Source organism: Pseudomonas sp. FBCC-B35 (genome assembly GCF_059133755.1).
This window is the reverse complement of sequence record NZ_CP101439.1, coordinates 3,373,881-3,394,476: the sequence shown is the minus strand read 5'-3', so window position 1 is coordinate 3,394,476 and position 20,596 is coordinate 3,373,881. Positions and strand designations below refer to the sequence as shown.

The following is a 20,596-nucleotide window of genomic DNA, read 5'->3' as shown; positions in this document are numbered from 1 at the left end:
TGGCTGCACTCACCAAGACACTCGCAGTACTTTTTGAGTCAGTGCAGGAATTGGTTCAACTCGCAGACGCGAACGTACTCCACGAATCGTTCGTTGGGCTGTTCTGGGCTGACGGAGCTGTGTGCGAGAAGGGTCAACTAACTTACTTAAGGGTGATCAGTCGATGGCAAATGAAGAAACTCCGTTAACCGTAGGCAAAACCACGTTTTATCAGGGTCAAAATCAAACCCATCCTTTGTTTCGTATCGAACCTGGTATTCCCTGCGATTACGCGCGCGAGCAAGCTTCAGAGTTGATGGGGTACGCACGGGATTTGTCTCTCGACGGTCTTCTGGAAGACAAGCCACAGTTACTATGGGCTTCGCAGTACCTATGTGCGATGGCTAAGGCCTTACTCGATGACGCAGAGCTTGGAATGATGAGTGCCCCCTAGAGCTTCTGTACTACTGGACAGGGCAAGAGGGCTGCGCAGCAGCCCCCCTCCCTCTCAAGCCTCGCTCATTTCCTCAATCCGCCGCGGCATCGGCTCCTGCACGGGCGCATTGTGCCCGGCCAGGCCTACGCGCATGTCATTGCCACTGGGCTGCTGATACAAGCTCAACCCGAACTCCGGCAGCACCGCCAACAGGTAATCGAAGATGTCCCCTTGGATGCGCTCGTACTCGGCCCACACCGTGGTGGTGGTGAAGCAGTAGATTTCCAGCGGCACGCCTTCTGCCGTGGTCTGCATCTGGCGGACCATGCAGGTCATGTTCGCGTGCACGTCGGGATGGTTTCTCAGGTAGGCCAGAGCGAAGGCGCGGAAGGTGCCGATGTTGGTCAGCTTGCGGCGGTTGGCCGAGAGTTCCGCCACCGGCCCCAAGGCTTCGTTCCAGCTTTGCAGCTCCTGACGCTTGCCGGCCAGGTAGTCACCCAGCAGGCGCACCTGGCCCAGGCGCTGTTCCTCTTCTCGGGTCAGAAAACGGACCCCGGCGGCATCGATGAACAGGCTGCGCTTGATGCGCCGGCCGCCTGACTGCTGCATGCCACGGTAGTTGCGGAACGATTCGCTCATCAGGCGCCAGGTGGGGATGGAAACGATGGTCTTGTCGAAGTTCTGTACCTTGACCGTGTGCAGGGTAATGTCCACCACATCGCCATCGGCGCCGACCTGCGGCATTTCGATCCAGTCGCCGACGTGCAACATGTCGTTGCTGGTCAGCTGCACGCTGGCCACGAACGACAAGAGCGTGTCCTTGTACACCAACAGCAGCACGGCCGACATCGCGCCCAGGCCAGACAGCAGCAGCAACGGCGAACGGTCGATCAGGGTAGCGACGATGACGATGGCCGCGAAGATCCACAGCATCATCTTGGCCAGTTGCACATAGCCCTTGATGGAGCGAGTGCGGGCGTGCTCGGTGCGGGCATAGATGTCGAGCAGGGCATCGAGCAGGCACGACAGGGCCATGGTCATGAACAGCAACGTGAAGGCCAACGCCAGGTTGCCCAGAAAGTGCTGGGCGGTGTCGGACAGCTCCGGCACCAGCTTGAGCCCGAACTGCAGCACCAGCGACGGTGTGGTCTGCGCCAGGCGGTGGAAGACCTTGTTGTGACGCAAGTCGTCGAGCCATTTCAGGGCTGGCTGGCGTGCCAGCAGGCGGGCGCCGTGCAGCACCAGAAAGCGCGCCAGGCGCCCTAGAATCAGCGATATCACCAGCAATACGGCCAGGCCGATGGCGGCGTGCAGCATGGGGTGTTGGTCGAGTGTGCCCCACAGGTCGAGGGAGTCGCGCCAGAAGCGTTGGATGTCCATGGGCTTGCTTACAGTCTTGTTGCCAAACGAAGCGTTATTAGAACGCGGATGGGCAGGCCCATGCCAAAAGAAATTCGGCTAAATCGCTAGAAAACGTTACCCTATGCAGCTGATTTCCGTACTTGCCTGAGGTTACCTCCGTGTTCTCCCAATTCGCCTTGCACGAACGCCTGCTCAAAGCCGTGGCCGAGCTTAAATTCGTCGAGCCTACCCCGGTGCAGGCCGCCGCCATTCCCCTGGCGCTGCAAGGGCGGGACCTGCGTGTCACCGCGCAGACCGGCAGTGGCAAGACGGCAGCGTTCGTTCTGCCGCTGCTCAATCGTCTGGTCGATCTGCGCGAGCGTCGTGTGGAGATTCGCGCGCTGATCCTGCTGCCTACCCGTGAGCTGGCACAGCAGACCCTCAAGCAGGTGCAGCTGTTCTCGCAGTTCACCTACATCAAGTCGGGCCTGGTGACCGGGGGCGAAGACTTCAAGGAACAGGCCGCCATGCTGCGCAAGGTGCCGGACGTGCTGATCGGCACACCGGGCCGTTTGCTTGAGCAGCTCAACGCCGGCAACCTCGACCTGTCCCACGTCCAGGTGCTGATCCTGGACGAGGCCGACCGCATGCTCGACATGGGCTTCGCCGAGGACATGGAGCGCCTGTGCAAGGAATGCGAAAACCGCGAGCAGACCCTGCTGTTCTCGGCCACTACCGGCGGCGCGGCCTTGCGCGACATGATCGGCAAGGTCCTGAAGGACCCTGAGCACCTGATGCTCAACAGCGTGTCACAATTGGCCGAGGGCACTCGCCAACAGATCATCACCGCCGACCATGACCAGCACAAAGAGCAGATCGTGCAATGGCTGCTGGCCAACGAAACCTTCGACAAGGCGATCATCTTCTCCAATACCCGCGCCATGGCCGACCGTATCTACGGTCACCTGGTCGCCAAGGACGTCAAGGCGTTCGTGCTGCATGGCGAGAAGGACCAGAAAGACCGCAAGCTGGCCATCGAGCGCTTCAAGCAGGGCAGCTCCAAGGTGTTGGTCGCCACCGACGTGGCCGCGCGGGGCCTGGACATCGATGGGCTGGACCTGGTCATCAACTTCGACATGCCACGCAGCGGCGATGAATACGTGCACCGGGTGGGCCGTACCGGGCGCGCCGGCGGCGAAGGCTTGGCGATCTCGCTGATCACCCATAACGACTGGAACCTGATGTCCAGCATCGAGCGCTACCTCAAGCAGCAGTTCGAGCGCCGGGTCATCAAGGAAGTCAAGGGCACCTATAGCGGGCCCAAGAAGGTCAAGGCGTCTGGCAAGGCTGCCAGTACCAAAAAGAAGAAGACGGACAAGAAAGGTGGTGACAAGAAGGCCACTGCCAAGCGCAAGCCTACGGCCAAGCCCAAGGCCAACGCACCGTTGACCAGCTCTGATGGGCTCGCACCGTTGAAGAAGCGCAAGCCCTCAGCCGAGTAATACCAGGGGCCTGGGCCAGGGCAGCGCTCAGCGCTGCTCTGGCCTAACGTCCCTGTATCATCCTGCCTTTTTCTCGGCCGCTTTCAATTCCTTGATACGCGTGTCGATCAACTGACACTTGTCCGGCAAGTCCTTGCTGGCGGTTCCCAGCTGCATGCCTTGCAGTTCCTCGTTGATTTCCTTGGCCTTCGCCGGGTTCTGTTCGGTCAGTTGAGCCACCAGCCCAGCCAGTTCCTCGCGCTTTTGCGTCGCTTCTTCCGGCGTGCATGCCCAGGCGGGCAACGCGCTGCACAAGGTAACCAGGCAAGTGATACGCAGCAGTGGTTTCATCCTTTAGCCCTCCGGCGTTGTTGATGGACGGTTGAGGTGCAGCAAACCGATTGGTTCACAGCCTTGGATGAATGGGCAGAAGCTGGCGTGGTTTCTTGCAGCTAATGCACGCGACCTTCAGGCCATTTGCGTGGAACGTGCGAAGATTCGGAAGGTCCCAAGCCTGTGTACATCCTCGACGCACACCAGGAGGTAATCGCATGCGTACTGTCTATAACTGGGACCTGATCGAACGCTTGTTGCATGAAGTACAAAACGGTAGCGGGCAAAACTTCACGCCCCGCCCTTATGCCGAAGCGCATGCCGCTGACCTGGCGGCCAAGGGGGAGCCGGTCGGTGACCTGGATCGCCTCAAAACCCAGGCCTGCGACTATGAGAAGCTGCTTCTGGAGCGAGGCTATATTCAAAGCCGCCCGGAAGAGGAGGGTGGTAACGGCGAAAACTTCGTACTGACCGAGCGAGGGTCGCGCCTGATGAGCCTGATCGACAGCAGCATTCCAGGCTTTGAACACCCGCGGCAAGTGCTGGACGATCAGGAAGATGCGTTGGATGAAAGCACCTTCGAGCACGTCTCGTCCAAGGCGCAGATTGCCGGTGGTGCCATTTAAGGCTGGCCAGTGAGGCATGCGTGAATCGATAATCTCCTGTCCCTCTCTTCAGGTGAATCACTGCGCATGCCTTTGTACCGTCTCGAGGTCCGCCGATGAGCGTGGCCCGCAAGAACCCCGATGCCTTCGCGTTCCAGGTCATGGTGGTGCTCTGCCTGATCTGGGGCAGCCAGCAGGTGCTGATAAAAACGGCCGCCGTGGACATTGCCCCGGTGATGCAGGCAACCCTGCGCAATTGCATCGCTGCGGTGCTGGTCGGGTTGATGGTGCTTTGGCGCGGCGACTGGAAGCAGATGGGGGTGACCTGGCGCGCGGGTGTACTGGCGGGTGGGTTGTTCGGGCTTGAGTTTCTGTTCATTGCCGAAGGGCTCAAGCTGACCACGGCCGCGCACATGTCAGTATTCCTGTACACAGCGCCAATCTTCACTGCCCTTGGCCTGCATTTCATGCTGCCCAGCGAACGGCTGAGGTTGTTGCAGTGGCTGGGTATACTGCTGGCGTTCGTGGGCATTGCAATGGCCTTTGCGGGTGGGACGTCATGGGCCAACATGGACGGGCGCACCTTGCTGGGAGATGCCTTCGGGGTACTGGCCGGCTTGGCGTGGGGCGCGACCACGGTCGTGGTCAGGGGGTCGCGGCTTTCCGAGGCGCCGGCAACCCTTACCCTGTTCTATCAGCTAGCCGTAGGTTTCGTCGGTTTACTGCTCATTGGGCTGATCACGGGGCAGGCCGGCGATGTGGTCATGACGCCGCTGGCGGTTGGGAGCGTGTTGTTTCAGGGCGTAATCGTCTCGTTCATCAGCTACCTGACCTGGTTCTGGCTGTTGCGCAAATACCTGGCATCGAATCTGGCTGTGTTTTCATTCATCACGCCCCTGTTCGGCGTCACCTTCGGGGTGTTGATCCTGGGCGAGCCGCTGACCGTGAATTTCGTGCTTGGCGCTGTGCTGGTGCTCTTGGGGGTGGTTCTGGTAAGTGCCGAGCCCTGGGTACGGCAGCAATTGCGCAAATGGGTCGGATGAGGGGGCAAGCAGTAACATAGGGAAACGATTGGCGGTGCCAGGAAATCCCCCAAACGGCTTGATCGGCGTCACAATCACCCCCATCTGTAAGATCAGATATAGGCGTCAGCCGATACATGCGGCTATGATCTGTGTAAGGCAGCGCCGAACTGATTCGCCGTTAGGCTTACCCGTAAAGGGGGCATTATGAATAAAGCACTGTACAACTGGCTCCACGACCTTGGGGTTGCCTTGGGTTTGATTCCGCCGCCCTTGCAGCCGGTTCCCATACCGACTGACGAAAAGCAGCGCCCTCGCCAGCCACGACGCCGCTGAGCGAGCGAAGCCCGTTCTCCCGTTTTGGGTAGAGCGGCTTTTTTGTTCCGATCAGCGTTTCTGCTCCCGGCACGTCCGCTGCCAGGTTCCGTCTGTTCAGGCGGCTTAATGCCGCCTGATGCAACCCCGCTCCGCCCCCCTGTCATGCCTCCCGCTTCATGCGCTCATCCCCGTTCATTGCGACCTGTTTCAGCCAGCTGCGACATTGGGTTAAACATTGCGTTGATGTATTTCGTCAGGATGCAATAATTTCCTGCGGCTACGGCCTCCTATTTGAAAGCGCTCTGCTACATATCAACCTTGCGCCTATTTTTCTCACATTTTCATCCTGCAAGGATCGCCGAAGATGCGCACGAACCTGCCCGTCACCGAGCACGAAAGAACCTTCCCCGGCGATCAGCGCCTGATCTCGACCACCGATCTGGATAGCCGAATCACCTACTGCAACGAAGCGTTCGTGGCCATCAGTGGCTTCACCTATGACGAGTTGGTGGGTCAGCCCCACAATTTGGTACGTCACCCGGATATGCCCGCCGCGGTGTTTGGCCATATGTGGGACACCATCAAGCAGGGCAAGCCCTGGATGGGAATCGTCAAAAACCGGGCAAAGAACGGTGACTATTACTGGGTCAGTGCCTATGTCACGCCCATCTACGAACAAGGCCGCGTCAGTGGTTACGAGTCAGTGCGTTCAGTGCCCAGCCGCGCGCAGATCGCACGTGCCGAGCGCCTGTACGCACGCCTGCGCAGTGACCGCGCACCGTTGCCTTGGGTGGCACGTGTGCGTCAGCGCCTGGGGACTGGCTGGCCGCTTGCCGCCGCCGGGGTGATATCGGCGCTGGCCTATGCCAGCCTGCCGGCCTACGCTGCGCTGGCGGTACTGATGACCAGTCTGCTGCTGGCCTGGTACGTCATCGAACGCCAGCACAGCCAAGCCATCCAGCGCACGCTGGCCGCACACCCCAAGGCTTTCACCAGCCCGCTGGTGGCGCTGACCTATAGCGCCAGCCCCGGGCTGCATGGGCAAATGGACCTGGCCATCCTGAGTGAAGAAGCACGCCTGCAAACGGCCCTGACCCGGCTTGAGGATGCAGGCGTGGGGGTCAAGGACCGGGCGTCACAATCCTCGAAATTGTCAGACACCCAGGCCGCGATGCTTGACCGTCAGCGCAGTGAAACGGATCAATCGGCCACTGCCATCGCCGAGATGGCAGCCACCATCCAGCAGGTCACGCAGAACGTTCAGAACACGGCCCATGCTGCCGGTGACGCCGATCAGCTCGCTCAGCGCGGCAGCGAGCTGGCCCAGCAGAGCCTGCACGCCATGGACAGCATGAGCGAGGCGGTCAGTGACATTGGCCAGGCCGTCAATGCGCTCGCTCAGCAGACCCAGTCCATCGGCAGCGTGGTCGATGTGATCACTGCCATTGCCGAGCAGACCAACCTGCTGGCACTCAACGCTGCTATCGAAGCAGCCCGTGCGGGAGAGCAAGGGCGGGGGTTTGCCGTGGTGGCCGACGAGGTCCGTTCGCTGGCCCAGCGTACCCGCACCTCGACCGAGGAAATTCACCAGATCATCGCCACCCTGCGCGCCGGTGCCGAGCGGGCGGTGAGTTCCGCCGGCCACGGTGAACGCATCGCGCGCGACAGCAGGCAAAGCGTCGAGGCCGTGCAGAACGCGCTGGTCGGCATCGCCCAGGCGGTCAGCAGGATCACAGGCATGAGCCAGCAGATGGCTGCCGCTTCCGAACAGCAAAGCCATGTGGCCGAGGACATCAACCAGCAGATCACGCGCATTGCCCAGTTGTGCGATCAAAGCGCCGGGCAGGCACGGCAAGGCGCGCAAATCAGCCAGGACCTCGAACGCATGGCCGACTACCTCTATGGCTTGGCCGAGCGCTTCAATCGCTGATCGCCAATGCCTGCGTTGGGCGCGCTTTGGCCTGAAGGCGTGCCAGTTGATCTGCGATTGTGTGGCACACTGCGCGGCCAAGGAGATCCCATGTCCAGACCCCGCTGCGAGCGCTGCCTGCGCCCCCTCGACCATTGCCTCTGCGCCTTGATACCTGCGATCAGCAGCAGGACCCGCGTGTTGCTGCTGCAGCACCCAAGCGAGGCGTCTCATGCGCTGAACACGGCTCGCCTGGCAGCGCTTGGCCTGGTCAATGCCCAGTTGCACGTAGGTGAGGTATTCAAGGACCTGGATCAATGGCTGGCAATGCCAGGTTATCGGCCAGTGGTGTTGTTCCCGGGCGCGGACTCACAAGCGCTCGGGCCTTACACGCAGACTGACGGCATGCCGTTGTTGCTGGTTGTCCCGGACGGCACCTGGCGCAAGGCGCGCAAGTTGATGTACCTCAACCCACTGCTGGCGGCTCTGCCGAAAGTAACCCTAGGGAATGTGACGCCGTCACGCTACCGACTGCGCAAGGCCCCGGAGGCAGGCGCGCTATCGACCATCGAGGCGGTGGTGCAGGCCTTGAACGTGCTCGAGCAACCGGTCAGCTTCGACGCCGTGCTGGCGCCGTTCGAAGGCCTGATCGAAGGGCAGATCCAAGCCATGGGGGCAGGCACCTACCAGCGTAATCATCGCAAGGACACAGGGGCGCCCTGAACGGCGCCCCGGTGCAATCAGCGCATCTCGGGCAGATGGGCTTCGGTGCGCACTTCGGTGGCAGCATAGGCGTCAGGCGGCAGCGAGATGCGCTGCTTGCTCAACAGCTCGCCCATGGTGGCCAGTACCCGGTAGCGGGAATAGGCTTCGGTGTAGCGTACCTCGGTGTAACGACGGTCGGCGTTGTACAGTTCGTTCTCACTGTCGAGCACGTCCAGCAGGGTGCGCTGGCCAAGGCCAAACTGGTCCTGGTAGGCAGCACGCACCCGTTTGGTGGTGTCGGCGTATTCGCGCGCGGTAGGCAACTGCTTGCTGGCGTTGTTCAAGGCGTTCCAGGCCAGGCTCAGGTTTTCGGTCAGCTCGCGCAGTGCATTGTTGCGAATGTCCATAGCCTGGTTGATCTTGTGCGCATCGGAGTTCAGGCGTGCCTTGTCGCTGCCACCGCGGAACAGGTTGTAGTTCATCTCTACGCCTGCCTGCCAGTCGTTGTTGCTGTGGCCTTTTTCACCGCCGGTGTTGTTGTTGGCACCGGTGGCCAGAATGGCATCAAAGCGCGGGTAGAAGGTCGACTTGGCAACCTTGTACTGCTCTTCGGCAGCGTTAACGTCTGCCTGGGCCGACTTGATGTAGGGGTTGTTCTGGCGCATGCCTTCGCGTGCTTCTTCCAGCGTTGCAGGCATCTGCACGGCAACCGCTTGCGGGTCTTCCAGCTCATCCGGCACACGGCCTACGACGCTGAAGAAGTTGGCCTCGGCATCGGCCAGGTCGACCTCTGCGGTATCCAGGTTGTTTTCCGCCAGGGCGCGACGGGCACGGGACTGGTCCAGGTCAGCCGTGCTGCCTACGCCCCGTTCGTTGCGCAGGCCGATCTGGTCGTTCACTCGCAGGTGGGCTTGCAGGTTGTTCTTGGCAAGGCTCACCAGTTCGCGGCGCTTGAGCACTTCCAGGTAGACCTCGATGGCGCGCAAGGCAACGTCCTGAGCCACCGCCTGGGTGTAGTACGCACGGGAAGTGGAGACCGCTTGGGTGCGGCCCACTTCGCTGGAGGTGTTGAACCCATCGAAGATCATCTGCCGCAGGCGCAGGTCGGCCTGGGAGTAGTTGAGGGTTTCCTTTCCACGTCGCCCGTCAGTACCACGCGTGTTGGCATTATCCGAGCGCTGGCGGCCGTACCCCGCCACCAAGTCGACGGACGGGTAGTAGCCGCCACGGGCGAACTTCACATCTTCATCAGCAGACAACTTGCTGTTGCGGTTCGAGCTGACCTGGGGGTGGTAGTCCACGGCGCTTTGGACAGCTTCGGTGATCGACATCGCCTGCACGTGGGCACTTGCCAGAGCCAACAGCAACGCGCTGGTGATGGGGTTCAAAAGACGCATGGGTACCTCTCCCTGATCCTGGTTTTTCCTGCAGATCGCCAAAAAAATGACTATATTTCGATGCCGTATAGTGTTGCAGGTTTTTAAGCCCACAGCTAAGTACATTCACTGGAATGAGTAAGAAGATTTATTCATATCAACGTGCCATGTTCGACATTAATTGTCTAACGATTAGTAGGGTGGCTGCTGAATCAGGCGCCACTCGGCGCCGTCCAGATGGCGCTGGACGAGGGCTACAGGCAGTTCCAGAACGGATTTAGATAAAAAGCCAGTACCGTAGGCCAAATTGATATTTGGCGACAAATTATTGTCACTTAGGTGGTGTATAGGGTTTCTGCCGAAGAATGTAGACAGTGACGGCCACCGCACTGGCCAGCATGAACAGCCGTGCCCAAGGAAACGCAATTAGGTAGCAGGAAACGGCGATGCTCAACCACATCAGGCCTAGGGCATAAGCCTTGGCTTTGAGCGGCATCCCCTCGCCCCCGAGATAGCCCCTGATCCAGGGCCCCAGGCGAGGGTGGTTGACCAACCAGTTGTGAAAGCGCGGCGAGCTGCGGGCAAAACACGCCGCTGCCAGCAGGAGAAACGGCGTGGTCGGCAGTACCGGCAGGAAGACGCCGACCACGCCCAGCGCCACGCTCAGCCAGCCGATGGCCAGCAACAGGTAGCGCATGCCGGCTTAGTGGTGACGGGGCTTGAGCAGTGCCGGTTTCTCTTCCGGAGCATGCAGCAGCAGGAACAGCGCGGTCAGGGCCTCGGGAATCTGCACGATCATGTCGTCCTGGAGGCTGGCATTACTGGCGATGTCGGCAAATTCAGGCTGCTCGTCGAACAGGCCAGAACCGACCATGATCGGTAGCAGCATCTCGCTCACTTCTTCCTCGGCGTTCTCGAACCAGGCTTCCTCACGCAGGAAAACCCCTTCCATGAAGCCGATGCACCAGCCGCGCAGGTCGGAGTCGTCTGGGTCATCGCCCAGATCCAGGTCGCACGGCAGTTCGAACTCGTCATCGCTGGCCAACTGGCGCGCGATATGGCCTTTGAGGGCAACCAGGGTGGCTTCGATCTCCTCGCGCTGGGCCTCGCTGGCGTAGTGCGGTTCTTCGGCGAACAAGGCGTCGATCCATTCGCGCTCGGGCACCTCCTCGGCGTTGATCGACAAGGCAGTGAGGTAGCCGTGGGCGGCGACATAGTCCAGCGCTTCTTCGTGCAGCTCATCGGCGTCGAGGAAGGCTTGCAGGCGGGTCAGTTGCTCGGCGAAGGACATTACGGGGCTACCTTGGGAATAAACGATACCGAATTCTAGCACCTTGCAGCGTCAGCGGGGCAAAGACACGCCCATCGCAACGGTGCCAGTGCAGGGGGTGGGTGCGGTATACTTGGCGGTTTCCAGCCAAAGGCCCACCGTTGTCGGGCCCTTGGCAAAAACCGCTTACGCATTCGGCGTGTGCGGCGCGGGTTTTTCGTCCAGCCTGTAGCGGGGTGGTACGGCGTTTTTGGAGTTGCACATGCTCGAACAGGCTCAGCGCGTTCTCAAGGACATCTTCGGTTACGACAGCTTCCGAGGGCGCCAGGCAGCGATCATCGAATGCGTAGCCAATGGTGGCGATGCCCTGGTGCTGATGCCCACAGGTGGCGGCAAGTCGCTGTGTTTCCAGGTGCCGGGGTTGCTGCGCCCAGGCTTGACCGTGGTGGTGTCGCCGTTGATCGCACTGATGGACGATCAGGTCGCCACGCTCGATGAACTGGGGGTGTCGGCCGCTGCGCTGAACTCCACGCTCAACGCCGAGCAGCAACGTGAGCTGGCCGGGCGCCTGCGCCGCGGCGAGGTGAAGATGCTCTACCTGGCGCCAGAGCGCCTGGTGCAACCGCGCATGCTCGATTTTCTGCGCGACCTGGACATTTCGCTGTTCGCCATCGACGAAGCCCACTGCGTATCCCAGTGGGGCCACGATTTTCGCCCCGAATACTTGCAACTGGGCCAACTGGCCGAGCTGTTCCCCCATGTACCCCGCATCGCGCTCACCGCCACAGCGGACATGCGTACCCGGGAAGAAATCGTCCAGCGTCTGCACCTGCAGGGGGCCGAGCGCTTCCTGTCGAGCTTCGACCGGCCGAACATCTTCTACCGCATCGTCCCCAAGGAAGCGCCCCGCAAGCAGCTCATGGCATTTCTCGGCGAACGCCGTGGAAACGCAGGTATCGTCTATTGCCTGTCGCGCAAGAAAGTCGACGAAACCGCTGCCTTCCTCTGCGACCAAGGCTTCCCGGCGCTGCCATACCACGCCGGTCTGCCGGCTGAAACGCGCTCGGCCAACCAGCATCGGTTCCTCAACGAAGAAGGGCTGATCATGGTCGCGACCATCGCCTTTGGCATGGGCATCGACAAGCCCAACGTGCGTTTCGTCGCGCACTTGGACCTGCCAAAGTCGCTGGAAGCCTACTACCAGGAAACCGGTCGCGCCGGTCGTGACGGCCTGCCTTCGGACGCCTGGATGGCGTACGGCTTGCAGGACATGGTCATGCTCAAGCAAATGCTGCAGAACTCCGAAGGTGACGAGCGCCACAAGCGCATCGAGCAGCACAAACTCGACGCGATGCTTGCCTTGTGCGAGGAGACACGTTGCCGACGCCAGACCTTGCTGGCGTACTTCGATGAGACGCTTGAACAGCCCTGCGGGCACTGCGACAACTGTGTCGACAATGTGCAGACGTGGGATGCCACCGAGCCTGCCCGTCAGGCGTTGTCAGCGGTATTTCGTACCGGCCAGCGTTATGGCGTGGGGCATTTGGTGGACGTGCTGCTGGGCAAGCAGACCGAGAAAGTGACCAATTTCGGACATGACAAACTGTCGGTGTTCGGCGTCGGCAAGGCGCTGGCCGAGGCCGATTGGCGCTCCCTGTTCCGCCAACTGGTGGCCCGTGGCCTGGTGGATATCGACCTGGAAGGCTACGGCGGCCTGCGCCTATCGGACAGCTGCCGGCCGCTGTTGCGGGGCGAGGTCACGTTGCAACTGCGCCGTGACCTGAAGCCGCAGACCGTGGCCAAGGCATCGTCTTCTGGCGGCGGCAGCCCGGCCAGCCAGTTGGTGCGCGCAGAAGAACGCGAATTGTGGGAAGCGCTGCGCACCTTGCGCCGCAAGCTTGCCGAAGAGCACCGCGTCCCGCCTTACGTCATCTTCCCGGACTCCACCTTGCTCGAGATGCTGCGCAGCCAGCCGGTGACCCTGAGCGACATGGCGCAGGTCAGCGGTGTTGGCGCCCGCAAGCTGGAACGCTACGGGCAGGCTTTCCTGGAAGTGCTCAATGGCAGTGGCGGTACCCCTGAGGCGCCGAAGGTGGTACTGGACTTGCGTCATGAGTTGGTCAGCTTGGCCCGCGCCGGCATGACGCCGGCGCAGATCGCCGGCCAGCTCGACTGCACGGAAAAGAATGTCTACAGCCTGCTGGCCGAGGCGTTGGGGCGTCAGGAGCTTAACCTCGAACAGGCGCTGGACCTGCCGGAAGATCTTCTGTCGGAGATCCAGGATGCCTTCCTCGACGGCGAAGGCGAATTGCCACCCGTTTCCACCATTGCGCCGTTGTTCGGATCACGTGTGCCAGACGGCGTCTTGCACTGCGTGCGCGCCGCCTTGGCGGCAGAGTTCGAGCTGTAACGATGCACGCTGCCTTGCCCCAAGCGGTTTGCTGATCCGTGTCATGCCAGCGCATGTTTCCCCTGCAGCAGCGCGACCGGACGGCTTGCCTCGTCGCGCCGCGCATGATTAGCTGCCTAACAATTAGAACTGTTCAACGAGTCGCTTTATGCCCCTGACCGACAATCAACACCGCTTCGGCATGCAGCTTGCCCAGATGTCCCGTGGTTGGCGTGCCGAGCTTGATCGCCGCCTGGCCGGCCTCAATCTGTCGCAGGCGCGGTGGCTGGTGCTGCTGCACCTGGCGCGGTTCGAGGAGGCGCCCACCCAGCGCGAACTGGCCCAGAGCGTCGGCGTCGAGGGCCCGACCCTGGCGCGGTTGCTCGACAGCCTCGAAGGGCAGGGGCTGGTGCGCCGCCAGGCCGTTGTCGAAGACCGGCGGGCCAAGAAGATTGTGCTGTGCCCCCCGGCCAAGCCCCTGATCGAGCAGATCGAGACCATCGCCAATCAGCTACGCATCGAGCTTTTCACAGGTGTCGACGAAGCAGACCTTGAGGTCTGCATGCGGGTCCATGCCAAGATTCTGGGCAACCTTGAAAAGCCCTGATCCATCGATTGCGAGGGGTATCACATGACCGAGCCAAAGCCTGAAATCATCATCACCTATTGCACCCAGTGCCAGTGGCTGTTGCGTGCCGGCTGGCTGGCCCAGGAGCTACTCAGTACGTTTGGCCAGGACCTGGGGCAGGTGGCCTTGCAGCCGGGCAGCGGCGGCGTCTTTCGCATCACGTGCGATGGCGTGCAGGTGTGGGAGCGCAAGGCCGATGGCGGCTTCCCCGAAGCGAAGGTGCTCAAGCAGCGCATACGCGATCAGATCGATCCACAGCGCGACCTGGGTCACAACGATCGCTGACCGCCCTGGCCGTGTCGATACCGCGGGCAGTCTGGCCCTTTGGCGTCAGAGGCGCACCTTGCCCAGTAGCACGTCCCTGAACATCGCAAAATCCCCCAGCAGGCTGTAGAAGGGATAGGTGAAGGTCGCTGGCCGATTCTTCTCGAAAAAGAAATGACCTGCCCAGGCCAGGCCGTAGCCGACCACGGGCACGGCGAGCAGCAGCATCCACTTGCCGCTACCAATGGCATAGGCCAGCAGGGCAATGACCAGGCTGGTGCCCACGAAGTGCAGACGGCGGCACGTGGGGTTGCTGTGCTCACTGAGGTAGTAGGGATAGAACTCGGCGAAGGTTCGGAATTGCGCTGTGCGGTCCATGACACTGCTCCGGAAGGTTGACTGGCGAATGATAGAGACGGCGTGGAGCCTGATTCGAGTCTAGAGTCACTGACGAGGCGTACCAGTGACAATAGGCGCCAATTGAGTATCCTTGGGGTTCACCGCAGGAGCGGTCAGCATAAGAAGCGTGCCATGAGCGAAAGAACCACCTCCGCCAGCTGGGCATCTGGGATCGTCAAGGCGCTGGAGCTCGAAGGGCTCGATTGCCAGGCCATGTTCAAGCAGCTGGGGCTGGACTTCGCTGCTCTCGATGATCCGGATGCGCGCTTCCCGCAGGACGCCATGACCCGGCTCTGGCAACTGGCGGTGGAGCTGTCGGGCAATGAAGCAATCGGCCTGAACATGGCGCGCGTGGTCAGGCCTGCATCCTTTCATGTGGTGGGCTACGCGCTGATGTCCAGCCGTACCCTGGCCGAAGGCTTCGCACGGCTGGTGCGCTATCAGCGCATCATTGCCGAAAGTTCTGACTTGAGCTTCATCCTCACCCCTGAAGGCTATTCGCTGATCCTGACCGTGCACGGCGACCACTTGCCGCCCACCCGGCACAGTGCCGAGGCGTCGCTGGCCTGTGCGCTGTCCTTGTGTAAATGGCTTAGCGGCCGGCCAGTGCAGCCGCGGCGGGTACTGATACAGGGGCCACCGCCCAAGCACCTGGAACCCTACAAGGTAGCCTTTCATTCCCCGTTGATCTTCAATGCCCCCCACGATGCTCTGGTGTTCGAGCGGGCTGACATGGAGGCACCCCTGCCCACGGCCAACGAAGCCATGGCCGTGTTGCACGATCGGTTCGCCGGTGAGTACCTGGCACGTTTCTCGGAGAGCCGGGTGACCCATCGGGTGCGTCAGGTGCTGTGCCGCATCCTGCCCCAGGGCGAGCCCAAGCGTGAAACCCTGGCACAGGCACTGCACCTGTCCCAGCGCACCTTGCAGCGCCGGCTGCAAGACGAGGGCACCAGCTTCCAGGCGTTACTTGACGATACCCGGCGCGAATTGGCCGAACAGTACCTGGCCCAGCCCACCATGACCTTGCTGGAAACTGCCTACCTGCTTGGCTTCGCCGACCCTAGCAACTTCTATCGGGCCTTTCGCCGTTGGTTTGGCGTCACGCCCAGCGAGTACCGGGCACGCCTGGGCACCGATCTCGACGCCGTCAGTGACGCCAGAAAGCCGGCATGCACAACACCAGCACGGTGATGATTTCCAGCCGGCCCAGCAGCATGCCGCCGGCCAGGATCCACTTTGCAGCGTCGGGCAGTTTGGCGTAGTTGCCGGACGGCCCGATCACTTCGCCAAGGCCGGGGCCCACACCGGACACCGTCCCGGCCGCGCCGGTCAGGGCGGTCATCCAGTCGACCCCCAGCAATGACAGCAGCAATGCCATCACGCAGATGGTGATGGCGAAGAAGAAGGAAAACGTGAGGATGGAGCGTACGATTTCTTCGTCGAGGCGATGCCCGTTGTACTTCTGCTTGATCACCGCCCGGGGGTGGATCAACTGGTTGAGGTTGGCCTTGAGCAGGATGTAGGCCACCTGGAACCGGAATATCTTGATGCCGCCGGCCGTCGAGCCGGAGCACCCGCCCACGAATCCCAGATAGAAGAACAGCATCAACGAAAAATTGCCCCACAGGCTGTAGTCACCCAACGCAAACCCTGTGGTGGTCACCACCGAGGTCACGTTCAGTGCGACGTGACGCAAGGCATCGAGCCAGTGCAGGTTGGTGGTGTACCAGTACCAGGTGCCCAGTATCACCCAGGTCGCGACCAGCATGCCCAGCAAGCCTTGCACCTGTTGATCACGTATCAGGGCCCCGCGGTTGCCGCGCAACGTGGCCACGTACAAGGTGAACGGCAGGCTGCCGAGGATCATCACCACCACGGCCACCCAGTGCACGGCGGGCATGTCCCATTTGGCCAGGGACTGGTCGGACGTTGAAAAACCGCCGGTGGAGATCGCCGACATGGCGTGGTTGATCGCATCGAACGGGCTCATGCCGGCCCACCAGAACGCCAGGGCACCGAAAATGGAAAACCCGACATAGACCCCGACGATGGACTTGGCGACCATGTGCGAGCGCGGCATCACCTTCTCGGAGCGGTCCGAGGATTCGGTCTGGAACAGCCTCATGCCGCCAATGCGCAACAGGGGAAGAATGGCCACCGCCATGGCGATGAAGCCGATGCCGCCCAGCCAGTGCAGCATCGAGCGCCACATCAGGATGCCGGGCGACATGCTGTCCAGGCCGCTGAGTACGGTAGCGCCAGTGGCGGTGATGCCCGACATGCTTTCGAAAAACGCATCGGTGTAGCTGATGTGCTGCGTAAGCAGAAAGGGCAGGGCAGCGAATACGCACACCACCACCCAGGAACACACCGTCAGCAGGTACATGTCACGCGGACGCAAATGCACGTGCTCCGGCCTGCCGGGCACTACCAGCAGCAGGCCCGCCACGAAGGTGATCAGGCTCGACCAGAGAAAGGACGGCAGGTCGCTGGTGCGTTCGAAAATCACCAAGGTAGCCATGGGGACAGCCATGCCCACGGCGAGGGTGATGAGGAAGATGCCGATGATGAAACCAATGATCCTTAAGGTCGGCAACGCCATGTGTTCTGCTCGGGCTCGAAACGGAAGGGCGCCATTCTACCTGTGGGGCGCAAAGGCTCAAGGCCAAGCTGCATCTTCATGCTGCAGGTCTCGGACGAGGTCGGGCTTGCAGCCTGGGGCCGGGCCCTTGAGAATGGCCGCACATTCATGTTCCAGGAGGGTAGCCGATGGAGGCTCTCGACGCATTGCTCAACCGGGTTTCGGTCCCGCGCCTGACCGACCCTGCGCCCAACGATGCCCAGCGTGAGGCCTTGTTTCAGGCTGCGCTGCGGGCCCCGGACCACGGTCAGCTACGCCCGTGGCGCTTTCTGACCATCGAAGGCCAAGCACGCGAGCGGTTGGGTGAACTGTTCGCCAGCGCGGTTCAGAAGCGCGGTGATGCCAGTGAGGCGGCATTGAGCAAGGCCCGCGCCATGCCGCTACGCGCGCCCTTGCTGATCGTGGTCATTGCCCATTTGCACAAGCAGCACCCCAAGGTCCCAGTGCTCGAGCAGCAACTGGCAGCAGGGTGCGCCGCCCACGGCATACTGATTGCCGCGCACGCCCAGGGCGTGGGTGCCGTATGGCGTACCGGAGACCTGGCCTTCGATGCCCATGTTCATGAAGGCCTGGGCTTGGCAGAAAACGAGGAGCTGCTTGGCTTCCTGTATGTGGGTACGCCCATGACCGAGCCTCGCACGGCGCCTGTGCTCGCCACTGCCGACTTCGTCAGCGCCTGGGGCGACTGACCGCCCAGCCCGCCGCGTTTGACCCAAGCCGCTGGCCTTGGCGCAGACCTGCGTGGTGGCGCTAGCTGCCAGGTGCTTCTGCCACCGGCAGCGCCAGGGTTGCGACAAAACCGCCTTGTGGATGGTTGGCCAGTATCAGTCGGCCGCCGTGGCGCTCTGCCGCCTTGCGTGCAATCGCCAGCCCAAGGCCGTGTCCAGGGGCTTTTTGCCCCGGCGCCCGGAAAAACGGCTCGCCCAGCTGGGCCAGGTGCTCAGCTGCCACGCCGGGGCCTCGGTCACGTACGCAGACCCTGAGCACGTCGTCCTCGCGCCAGGCGCTCAGCTCCACGGGTTGACCCGCGGGGGTAAAGCGCAGTGCATTGCGCAGCAGGTTGTCCACCGCACGCTCGATCAGGGTCGGCCAACCTTGCAAGGTCAACCCGGGTTGCGCTTCGAGGCGCACGTCATGCTCGGGTGCCGTCAGTTGCGCGTCCTTGCGCACGCTGCCCAGTAGCGCGTTGAGATCGACCGTTTCGGCATGGGCCTGGTCGGCATCCACGCGCGCCAGGGTCAAAATCTCACTGATCAGGTCTTCCAGCCGATCGCATTCGCGGGTCAGGCGCGGCCACAAGGCCTGGCGTTGCTGCGGCTCGGCACGTTCGGCCAGGGCCAGGGCGATGCGCAGACGGGCCAGCGGAGAGCGCAGCTCGTGGGACACATCGCGCAGCAACTGGCGCTGGCTGGCGATGGTGCTCTGCAAGCGAGCACCCATCTTGTTGAAATCCTTGGCCAGGACGCCGAATTCGTCGCGCCTGCCGGCCAGTTGCGCCAGGCTGTTCTGCTGGTAGGTACTCTGCCCCAGGTCGTGCACCGCGCCACGCAAGCGGCTCAGGGGGCGGGTAATGGACAGTGTGACGAACAGGCTGAACAGGGTCAGCACCACCAGGGCGATGCCCAGTGCGCTCAGCGGCCAGAGCAGGCTCTCGCGGTGCCAGGCATCGAGGGCAGGGTGAGGGATGCGGTAGATCAGCAGGTAGGACGCCTTGCTCTCGGGGCTGGTGTATTCCTCGGTCAGGCGGCGCCACGGCAGGCGCCGCTCATCGTTGTGCTGCCTGGCTTCGAGTGCAGCCGCGCGCCGGGGAAAGGTGCCTGGCACCACAGCGTCGCCGCTGTCGTCCAGTACTTGCACGTCGATCTTGTAGCGCGCCTTGCGCCTTTCGAGAAAATGCTGCGCTGCGTCCGGGCCTTCCTGTTCGTAGTGCCTGGCCCATTGGCTGGCCAACGTGTTCAGCCCCGGGTGACGGCTTAGAATCCAGGCGTCCTGGTTGAGCGTGTGCGCCAGCAATATCGACAGCCCAGCTACCAGGGCGATGGCGAGCCAGAAGCTGGCCAGGATGCGCCAGAACAGTGAACGCACGTAGACCTCCCCAAACGATGAAAGCCCGCCGTGCACCAGGCGAACCTGGCGCACAGCGGGCGCTGACAGTGGAGCTTACTGGGACTTGCCGGCTTTTTCAGCTTTCCAGGCCTGGAACTCCTGCCACTCCGCTTTCTTGGCGGCGCGTTCCTTTTGCAGTTCGTCGAACTTCTTCTGCTGGTCTGGCTTGAGCAGGTTGCGTACCGCAGCGTCGGTCTTGTCGCGGCTGGCCTGCATCTCTTCTTTCATGGCTTTCTGATCGGCCGCCGGCAGCTTGCCAAGGTAACGCTCGGTGATGTCGTGGCGCTGTTTCATCTGATCGCCCATCAGCTTGCCGATCTGGTCGCGCTGTTCGCGGCTCAGGTCCAGTTCGTGGAAGGCCGGGCCGCCGCGATGATGCGGGCCATCATGGCGCGGGCCGCCGTCGGGCATGGCCATGGCAACGGTGGGCAGTGCGGCGGCGAACAGCAGGGCGGTAAGGGTCTTGCGCATGGTGTCTCTCCTGTCATGGGCCGGCGATCACCGGATGAGCACAGTCTAGGGAGATGATCGTCAAGCGCGGTCAGGGCACGGTAAAGGGAACGTAAAGGCCAGTTCCCTTTCCTGGCATCAGACTGACGAAAGTACTACAGGCAGTAGTAGTAGCCGCGGCTGCGCAAGGCGATGATGCGGGGGCGGCCGTCGGCGTGCGGGCCGATCTTCTTGCGCAGGTTGCTCACGTGCATGTCCAGGCTGCGGTCGTAGAGCGTCAGCCGGCGACCAAGGCCGATCTGCGCCAGCGCCTGTTTGTCCAGAGGCTCGCCCGGTTGGCGCAGCAATGCTTCAAGAATGCGGCTCTCGGACAGGGTCAGGGTCAGCTCGCGACCGTCGATGCTGGCCACCCCGCGGGCAGGGCTGTAGACCAGGTCGCCCAATTCCAGCTGGCTGGTGGCCGGGGCTGGATGGCTGCGGCGCAACACGGCGCGCAGCCGCGCAGTCAGCTCGCGTGGGTCGCACGGCTTTGCCAGGTAGTCGTCGGCGCCCAGTTCAAGGCCCAGGATGCGGTCCAGCGGCTCGCCGCGGGCCGACAGCATCACCACGGGCAGGTCGGCATGCTCGCTGCGCAGGCGCTTGAGCAGTTCAAGACCGCTACCGTCGGGCAGCATCACATCCAGTACCACGGCCGCTGGCGCACGTTCGGCCAACGCCTGGCGTGCAGCCTGGCCATCGTGGCAGGCCCGCACAGTGAACCCTTCCTGGGTCAGCCAGCTGCTGAGCAGCTCGCACAGCTCCTGGTCGTCATCAATCAGTAACAGCTCGCTCATGACTCACTCAATTCAACCATTGACGGCGACGCGTTGGTCCGCCAGCCGGAAAGATACCCCAGTCTTGAGGTCAGCTGCCAACTGGCGATGCCAAGCACGCCTTCTAGG

General features: G+C 62.1%; 22 protein-coding genes. 12 read left to right on the top strand and 10 right to left on the bottom strand.

What is annotated here, in order from left to right; genetic code table 11:
• Positions 1–163 precede the first annotated feature (163 nt).
• On the top strand, positions 164–433 hold the full coding sequence (locus tag NMB38_RS15410) for a DUF3077 domain-containing protein (RefSeq protein WP_104926440.1): 270 nt from the start codon (positions 164–166) through the stop codon (positions 431–433).
• Between the two features lie 54 nt (positions 434–487).
• On the opposite strand, the gene NMB38_RS15405 is transcribed toward NMB38_RS15410, so the two are convergent.
• Positions 488–1,795 (bottom strand): mechanosensitive ion channel family protein, encoded by a 1,308-nt coding sequence (locus tag NMB38_RS15405; RefSeq protein ID WP_104926439.1) that lies wholly within the window; start codon positions 1,793–1,795, stop codon positions 488–490.
• Between the two features lie 140 nt (positions 1,796–1,935).
• On the opposite strand from NMB38_RS15405, the gene NMB38_RS15400 reads away from it, so the two are divergent.
• On the top strand, positions 1,936–3,258 hold the full coding sequence (locus tag NMB38_RS15400; protein ID WP_033695144.1) for a DEAD/DEAH box helicase: 1,323 nt from the start codon (positions 1,936–1,938) through the stop codon (positions 3,256–3,258).
• A gap of 57 nt (positions 3,259–3,315) precedes the next feature.
• On the opposite strand, the gene NMB38_RS15395 is transcribed toward NMB38_RS15400, so the two are convergent.
• The gene (locus tag NMB38_RS15395; RefSeq protein ID WP_027915883.1) at positions 3,316–3,588 is read right to left on the bottom strand and encodes a hypothetical protein; all 273 of its coding nucleotides are present in this window, start codon (positions 3,586–3,588) and stop codon (positions 3,316–3,318) included.
• Positions 3,589–3,788: 200 nt separating this feature from the next.
• Here NMB38_RS15395 and NMB38_RS15390 point away from each other — a divergent pair, with 200 nt between their 5' ends.
• The 5 genes from NMB38_RS15390 to NMB38_RS15370 all read left to right on the top strand — a co-directional run bounded on the left by NMB38_RS15390 (position 3,789) and on the right by NMB38_RS15370 (position 8,147).
• Positions 3,789–4,196, top strand: coding sequence for a hypothetical protein (locus NMB38_RS15390; protein ID WP_028688038.1), 408 nt, complete (start codon positions 3,789–3,791; stop codon positions 4,194–4,196).
• Positions 4,197–4,291: 95 nt separating this feature from the next.
• Positions 4,292–5,218, top strand: a complete 927-nt coding sequence (locus NMB38_RS15385) for a DMT family transporter (protein WP_027915885.1) — start codon at positions 4,292–4,294, stop codon at positions 5,216–5,218.
• A 186-nt stretch (positions 5,219–5,404) separates the two neighbouring features.
• Complete coding sequence (locus NMB38_RS15380; RefSeq protein WP_023533827.1) at positions 5,405–5,533, top strand: PA1414 family protein; 129 nt, start codon at positions 5,405–5,407, stop codon at positions 5,531–5,533.
• A 346-nt stretch (positions 5,534–5,879) separates the two neighbouring features.
• On the top strand, positions 5,880–7,445 hold the full coding sequence (locus NMB38_RS15375; protein ID WP_027915886.1) for a methyl-accepting chemotaxis protein: 1,566 nt from the start codon (positions 5,880–5,882) through the stop codon (positions 7,443–7,445).
• 90 nt (positions 7,446–7,535) lie between these two features.
• Positions 7,536–8,147: a tRNA-uridine aminocarboxypropyltransferase gene (locus NMB38_RS15370; protein ID WP_027915887.1), complete on the top strand. Its 612-nt coding sequence runs from the start codon at positions 7,536–7,538 to the stop codon at positions 8,145–8,147.
• Positions 8,148–8,164: 17 nt separating this feature from the next.
• Here the strand turns inward: NMB38_RS15370 and NMB38_RS15365 are convergent, their stop codons facing one another.
• From NMB38_RS15365 to NMB38_RS15355, 3 genes are all read right to left on the bottom strand, one after another.
• Positions 8,165–9,526 carry a TolC family outer membrane protein gene (locus NMB38_RS15365; RefSeq protein WP_058637595.1) on the bottom strand — a complete coding sequence of 454 codons (1,362 nt, stop codon included), beginning with the start codon at positions 9,524–9,526 and terminating at the stop codon, positions 8,165–8,167.
• 310 nt (positions 9,527–9,836) lie between these two features.
• On the bottom strand, positions 9,837–10,202 hold the full coding sequence (locus NMB38_RS15360) for a YbaN family protein (protein ID WP_088523378.1): 366 nt from the start codon (positions 10,200–10,202) through the stop codon (positions 9,837–9,839).
• A gap of 6 nt (positions 10,203–10,208) precedes the next feature.
• A complete protein-coding gene (locus tag NMB38_RS15355) occupies positions 10,209–10,796 on the bottom strand; it encodes a UPF0149 family protein (protein WP_281211970.1) in 588 nt (195 codons plus the stop codon).
• Positions 10,797–11,037: 241 nt separating this feature from the next.
• On the opposite strand from NMB38_RS15355, the gene recQ reads away from it, so the two are divergent.
• From recQ to NMB38_RS15340, 3 genes are all read left to right on the top strand, one after another.
• Positions 11,038–13,185 carry a DNA helicase RecQ gene (gene recQ, locus NMB38_RS15350; protein ID WP_027915891.1) on the top strand — a complete coding sequence of 716 codons (2,148 nt, stop codon included), beginning with the start codon at positions 11,038–11,040 and terminating at the stop codon, positions 13,183–13,185.
• Between the two features lie 148 nt (positions 13,186–13,333).
• Entirely contained in the window at positions 13,334–13,771 is a 438-nt protein-coding gene (locus NMB38_RS15345; protein WP_023533772.1) for a MarR family transcriptional regulator, read from the top strand.
• Positions 13,772–13,795: 24 nt separating this feature from the next.
• Positions 13,796–14,077 carry an Rdx family protein gene (locus tag NMB38_RS15340; RefSeq protein ID WP_104926435.1) on the top strand — a complete coding sequence of 94 codons (282 nt, stop codon included), beginning with the start codon at positions 13,796–13,798 and terminating at the stop codon, positions 14,075–14,077.
• Positions 14,078–14,122: 45 nt separating this feature from the next.
• Here NMB38_RS15340 and NMB38_RS15335 read toward each other — a convergent pair whose 3' ends face one another.
• Positions 14,123–14,434: an Mpo1-like protein gene (locus tag NMB38_RS15335; RefSeq protein WP_027915893.1), complete on the bottom strand. Its 312-nt coding sequence runs from the start codon at positions 14,432–14,434 to the stop codon at positions 14,123–14,125.
• Positions 14,435–14,587: 153 nt separating this feature from the next.
• Here NMB38_RS15335 and NMB38_RS15330 point away from each other — a divergent pair, with 153 nt between their 5' ends.
• Positions 14,588–15,649, top strand: a complete 1,062-nt coding sequence (locus NMB38_RS15330) for an AraC family transcriptional regulator (protein ID WP_027915894.1) — start codon at positions 14,588–14,590, stop codon at positions 15,647–15,649.
• Here the strand turns inward: NMB38_RS15330 and NMB38_RS15325 are convergent.
• Positions 15,606–17,060 (bottom strand): TrkH family potassium uptake protein, encoded by a 1,455-nt coding sequence (locus NMB38_RS15325; protein ID WP_027915895.1) that lies wholly within the window; start codon positions 17,058–17,060, stop codon positions 15,606–15,608. The genes NMB38_RS15330 and NMB38_RS15325 overlap by 44 nt on opposite strands.
• A 167-nt stretch (positions 17,061–17,227) precedes the next feature.
• Between NMB38_RS15325 and NMB38_RS15320 the strand changes: the two genes are divergently transcribed.
• Positions 17,228–17,788 carry a nitroreductase family protein gene (locus NMB38_RS15320; protein WP_027915896.1) on the top strand — a complete coding sequence of 187 codons (561 nt, stop codon included), beginning with the start codon at positions 17,228–17,230 and terminating at the stop codon, positions 17,786–17,788.
• Between the two features lie 61 nt (positions 17,789–17,849).
• Here the strand turns inward: NMB38_RS15320 and NMB38_RS15315 are convergent, their stop codons facing one another.
• The 3 genes from NMB38_RS15315 to NMB38_RS15305 form a co-directional block, all read right to left on the bottom strand.
• On the bottom strand, positions 17,850–19,184 hold the full coding sequence (locus NMB38_RS15315; protein ID WP_027915897.1) for a sensor histidine kinase: 1,335 nt from the start codon (positions 19,182–19,184) through the stop codon (positions 17,850–17,852).
• A gap of 75 nt (positions 19,185–19,259) precedes the next feature.
• Positions 19,260–19,676 (bottom strand): Spy/CpxP family protein refolding chaperone, encoded by a 417-nt coding sequence (locus NMB38_RS15310; RefSeq protein WP_027915898.1) that lies wholly within the window; start codon positions 19,674–19,676, stop codon positions 19,260–19,262.
• Positions 19,677–19,810: 134 nt separating this feature from the next.
• Complete coding sequence (locus NMB38_RS15305; RefSeq protein ID WP_027915899.1) at positions 19,811–20,488, bottom strand: response regulator transcription factor; 678 nt, start codon at positions 20,486–20,488, stop codon at positions 19,811–19,813.
• Positions 20,489–20,596 lie beyond the last annotated feature (108 nt).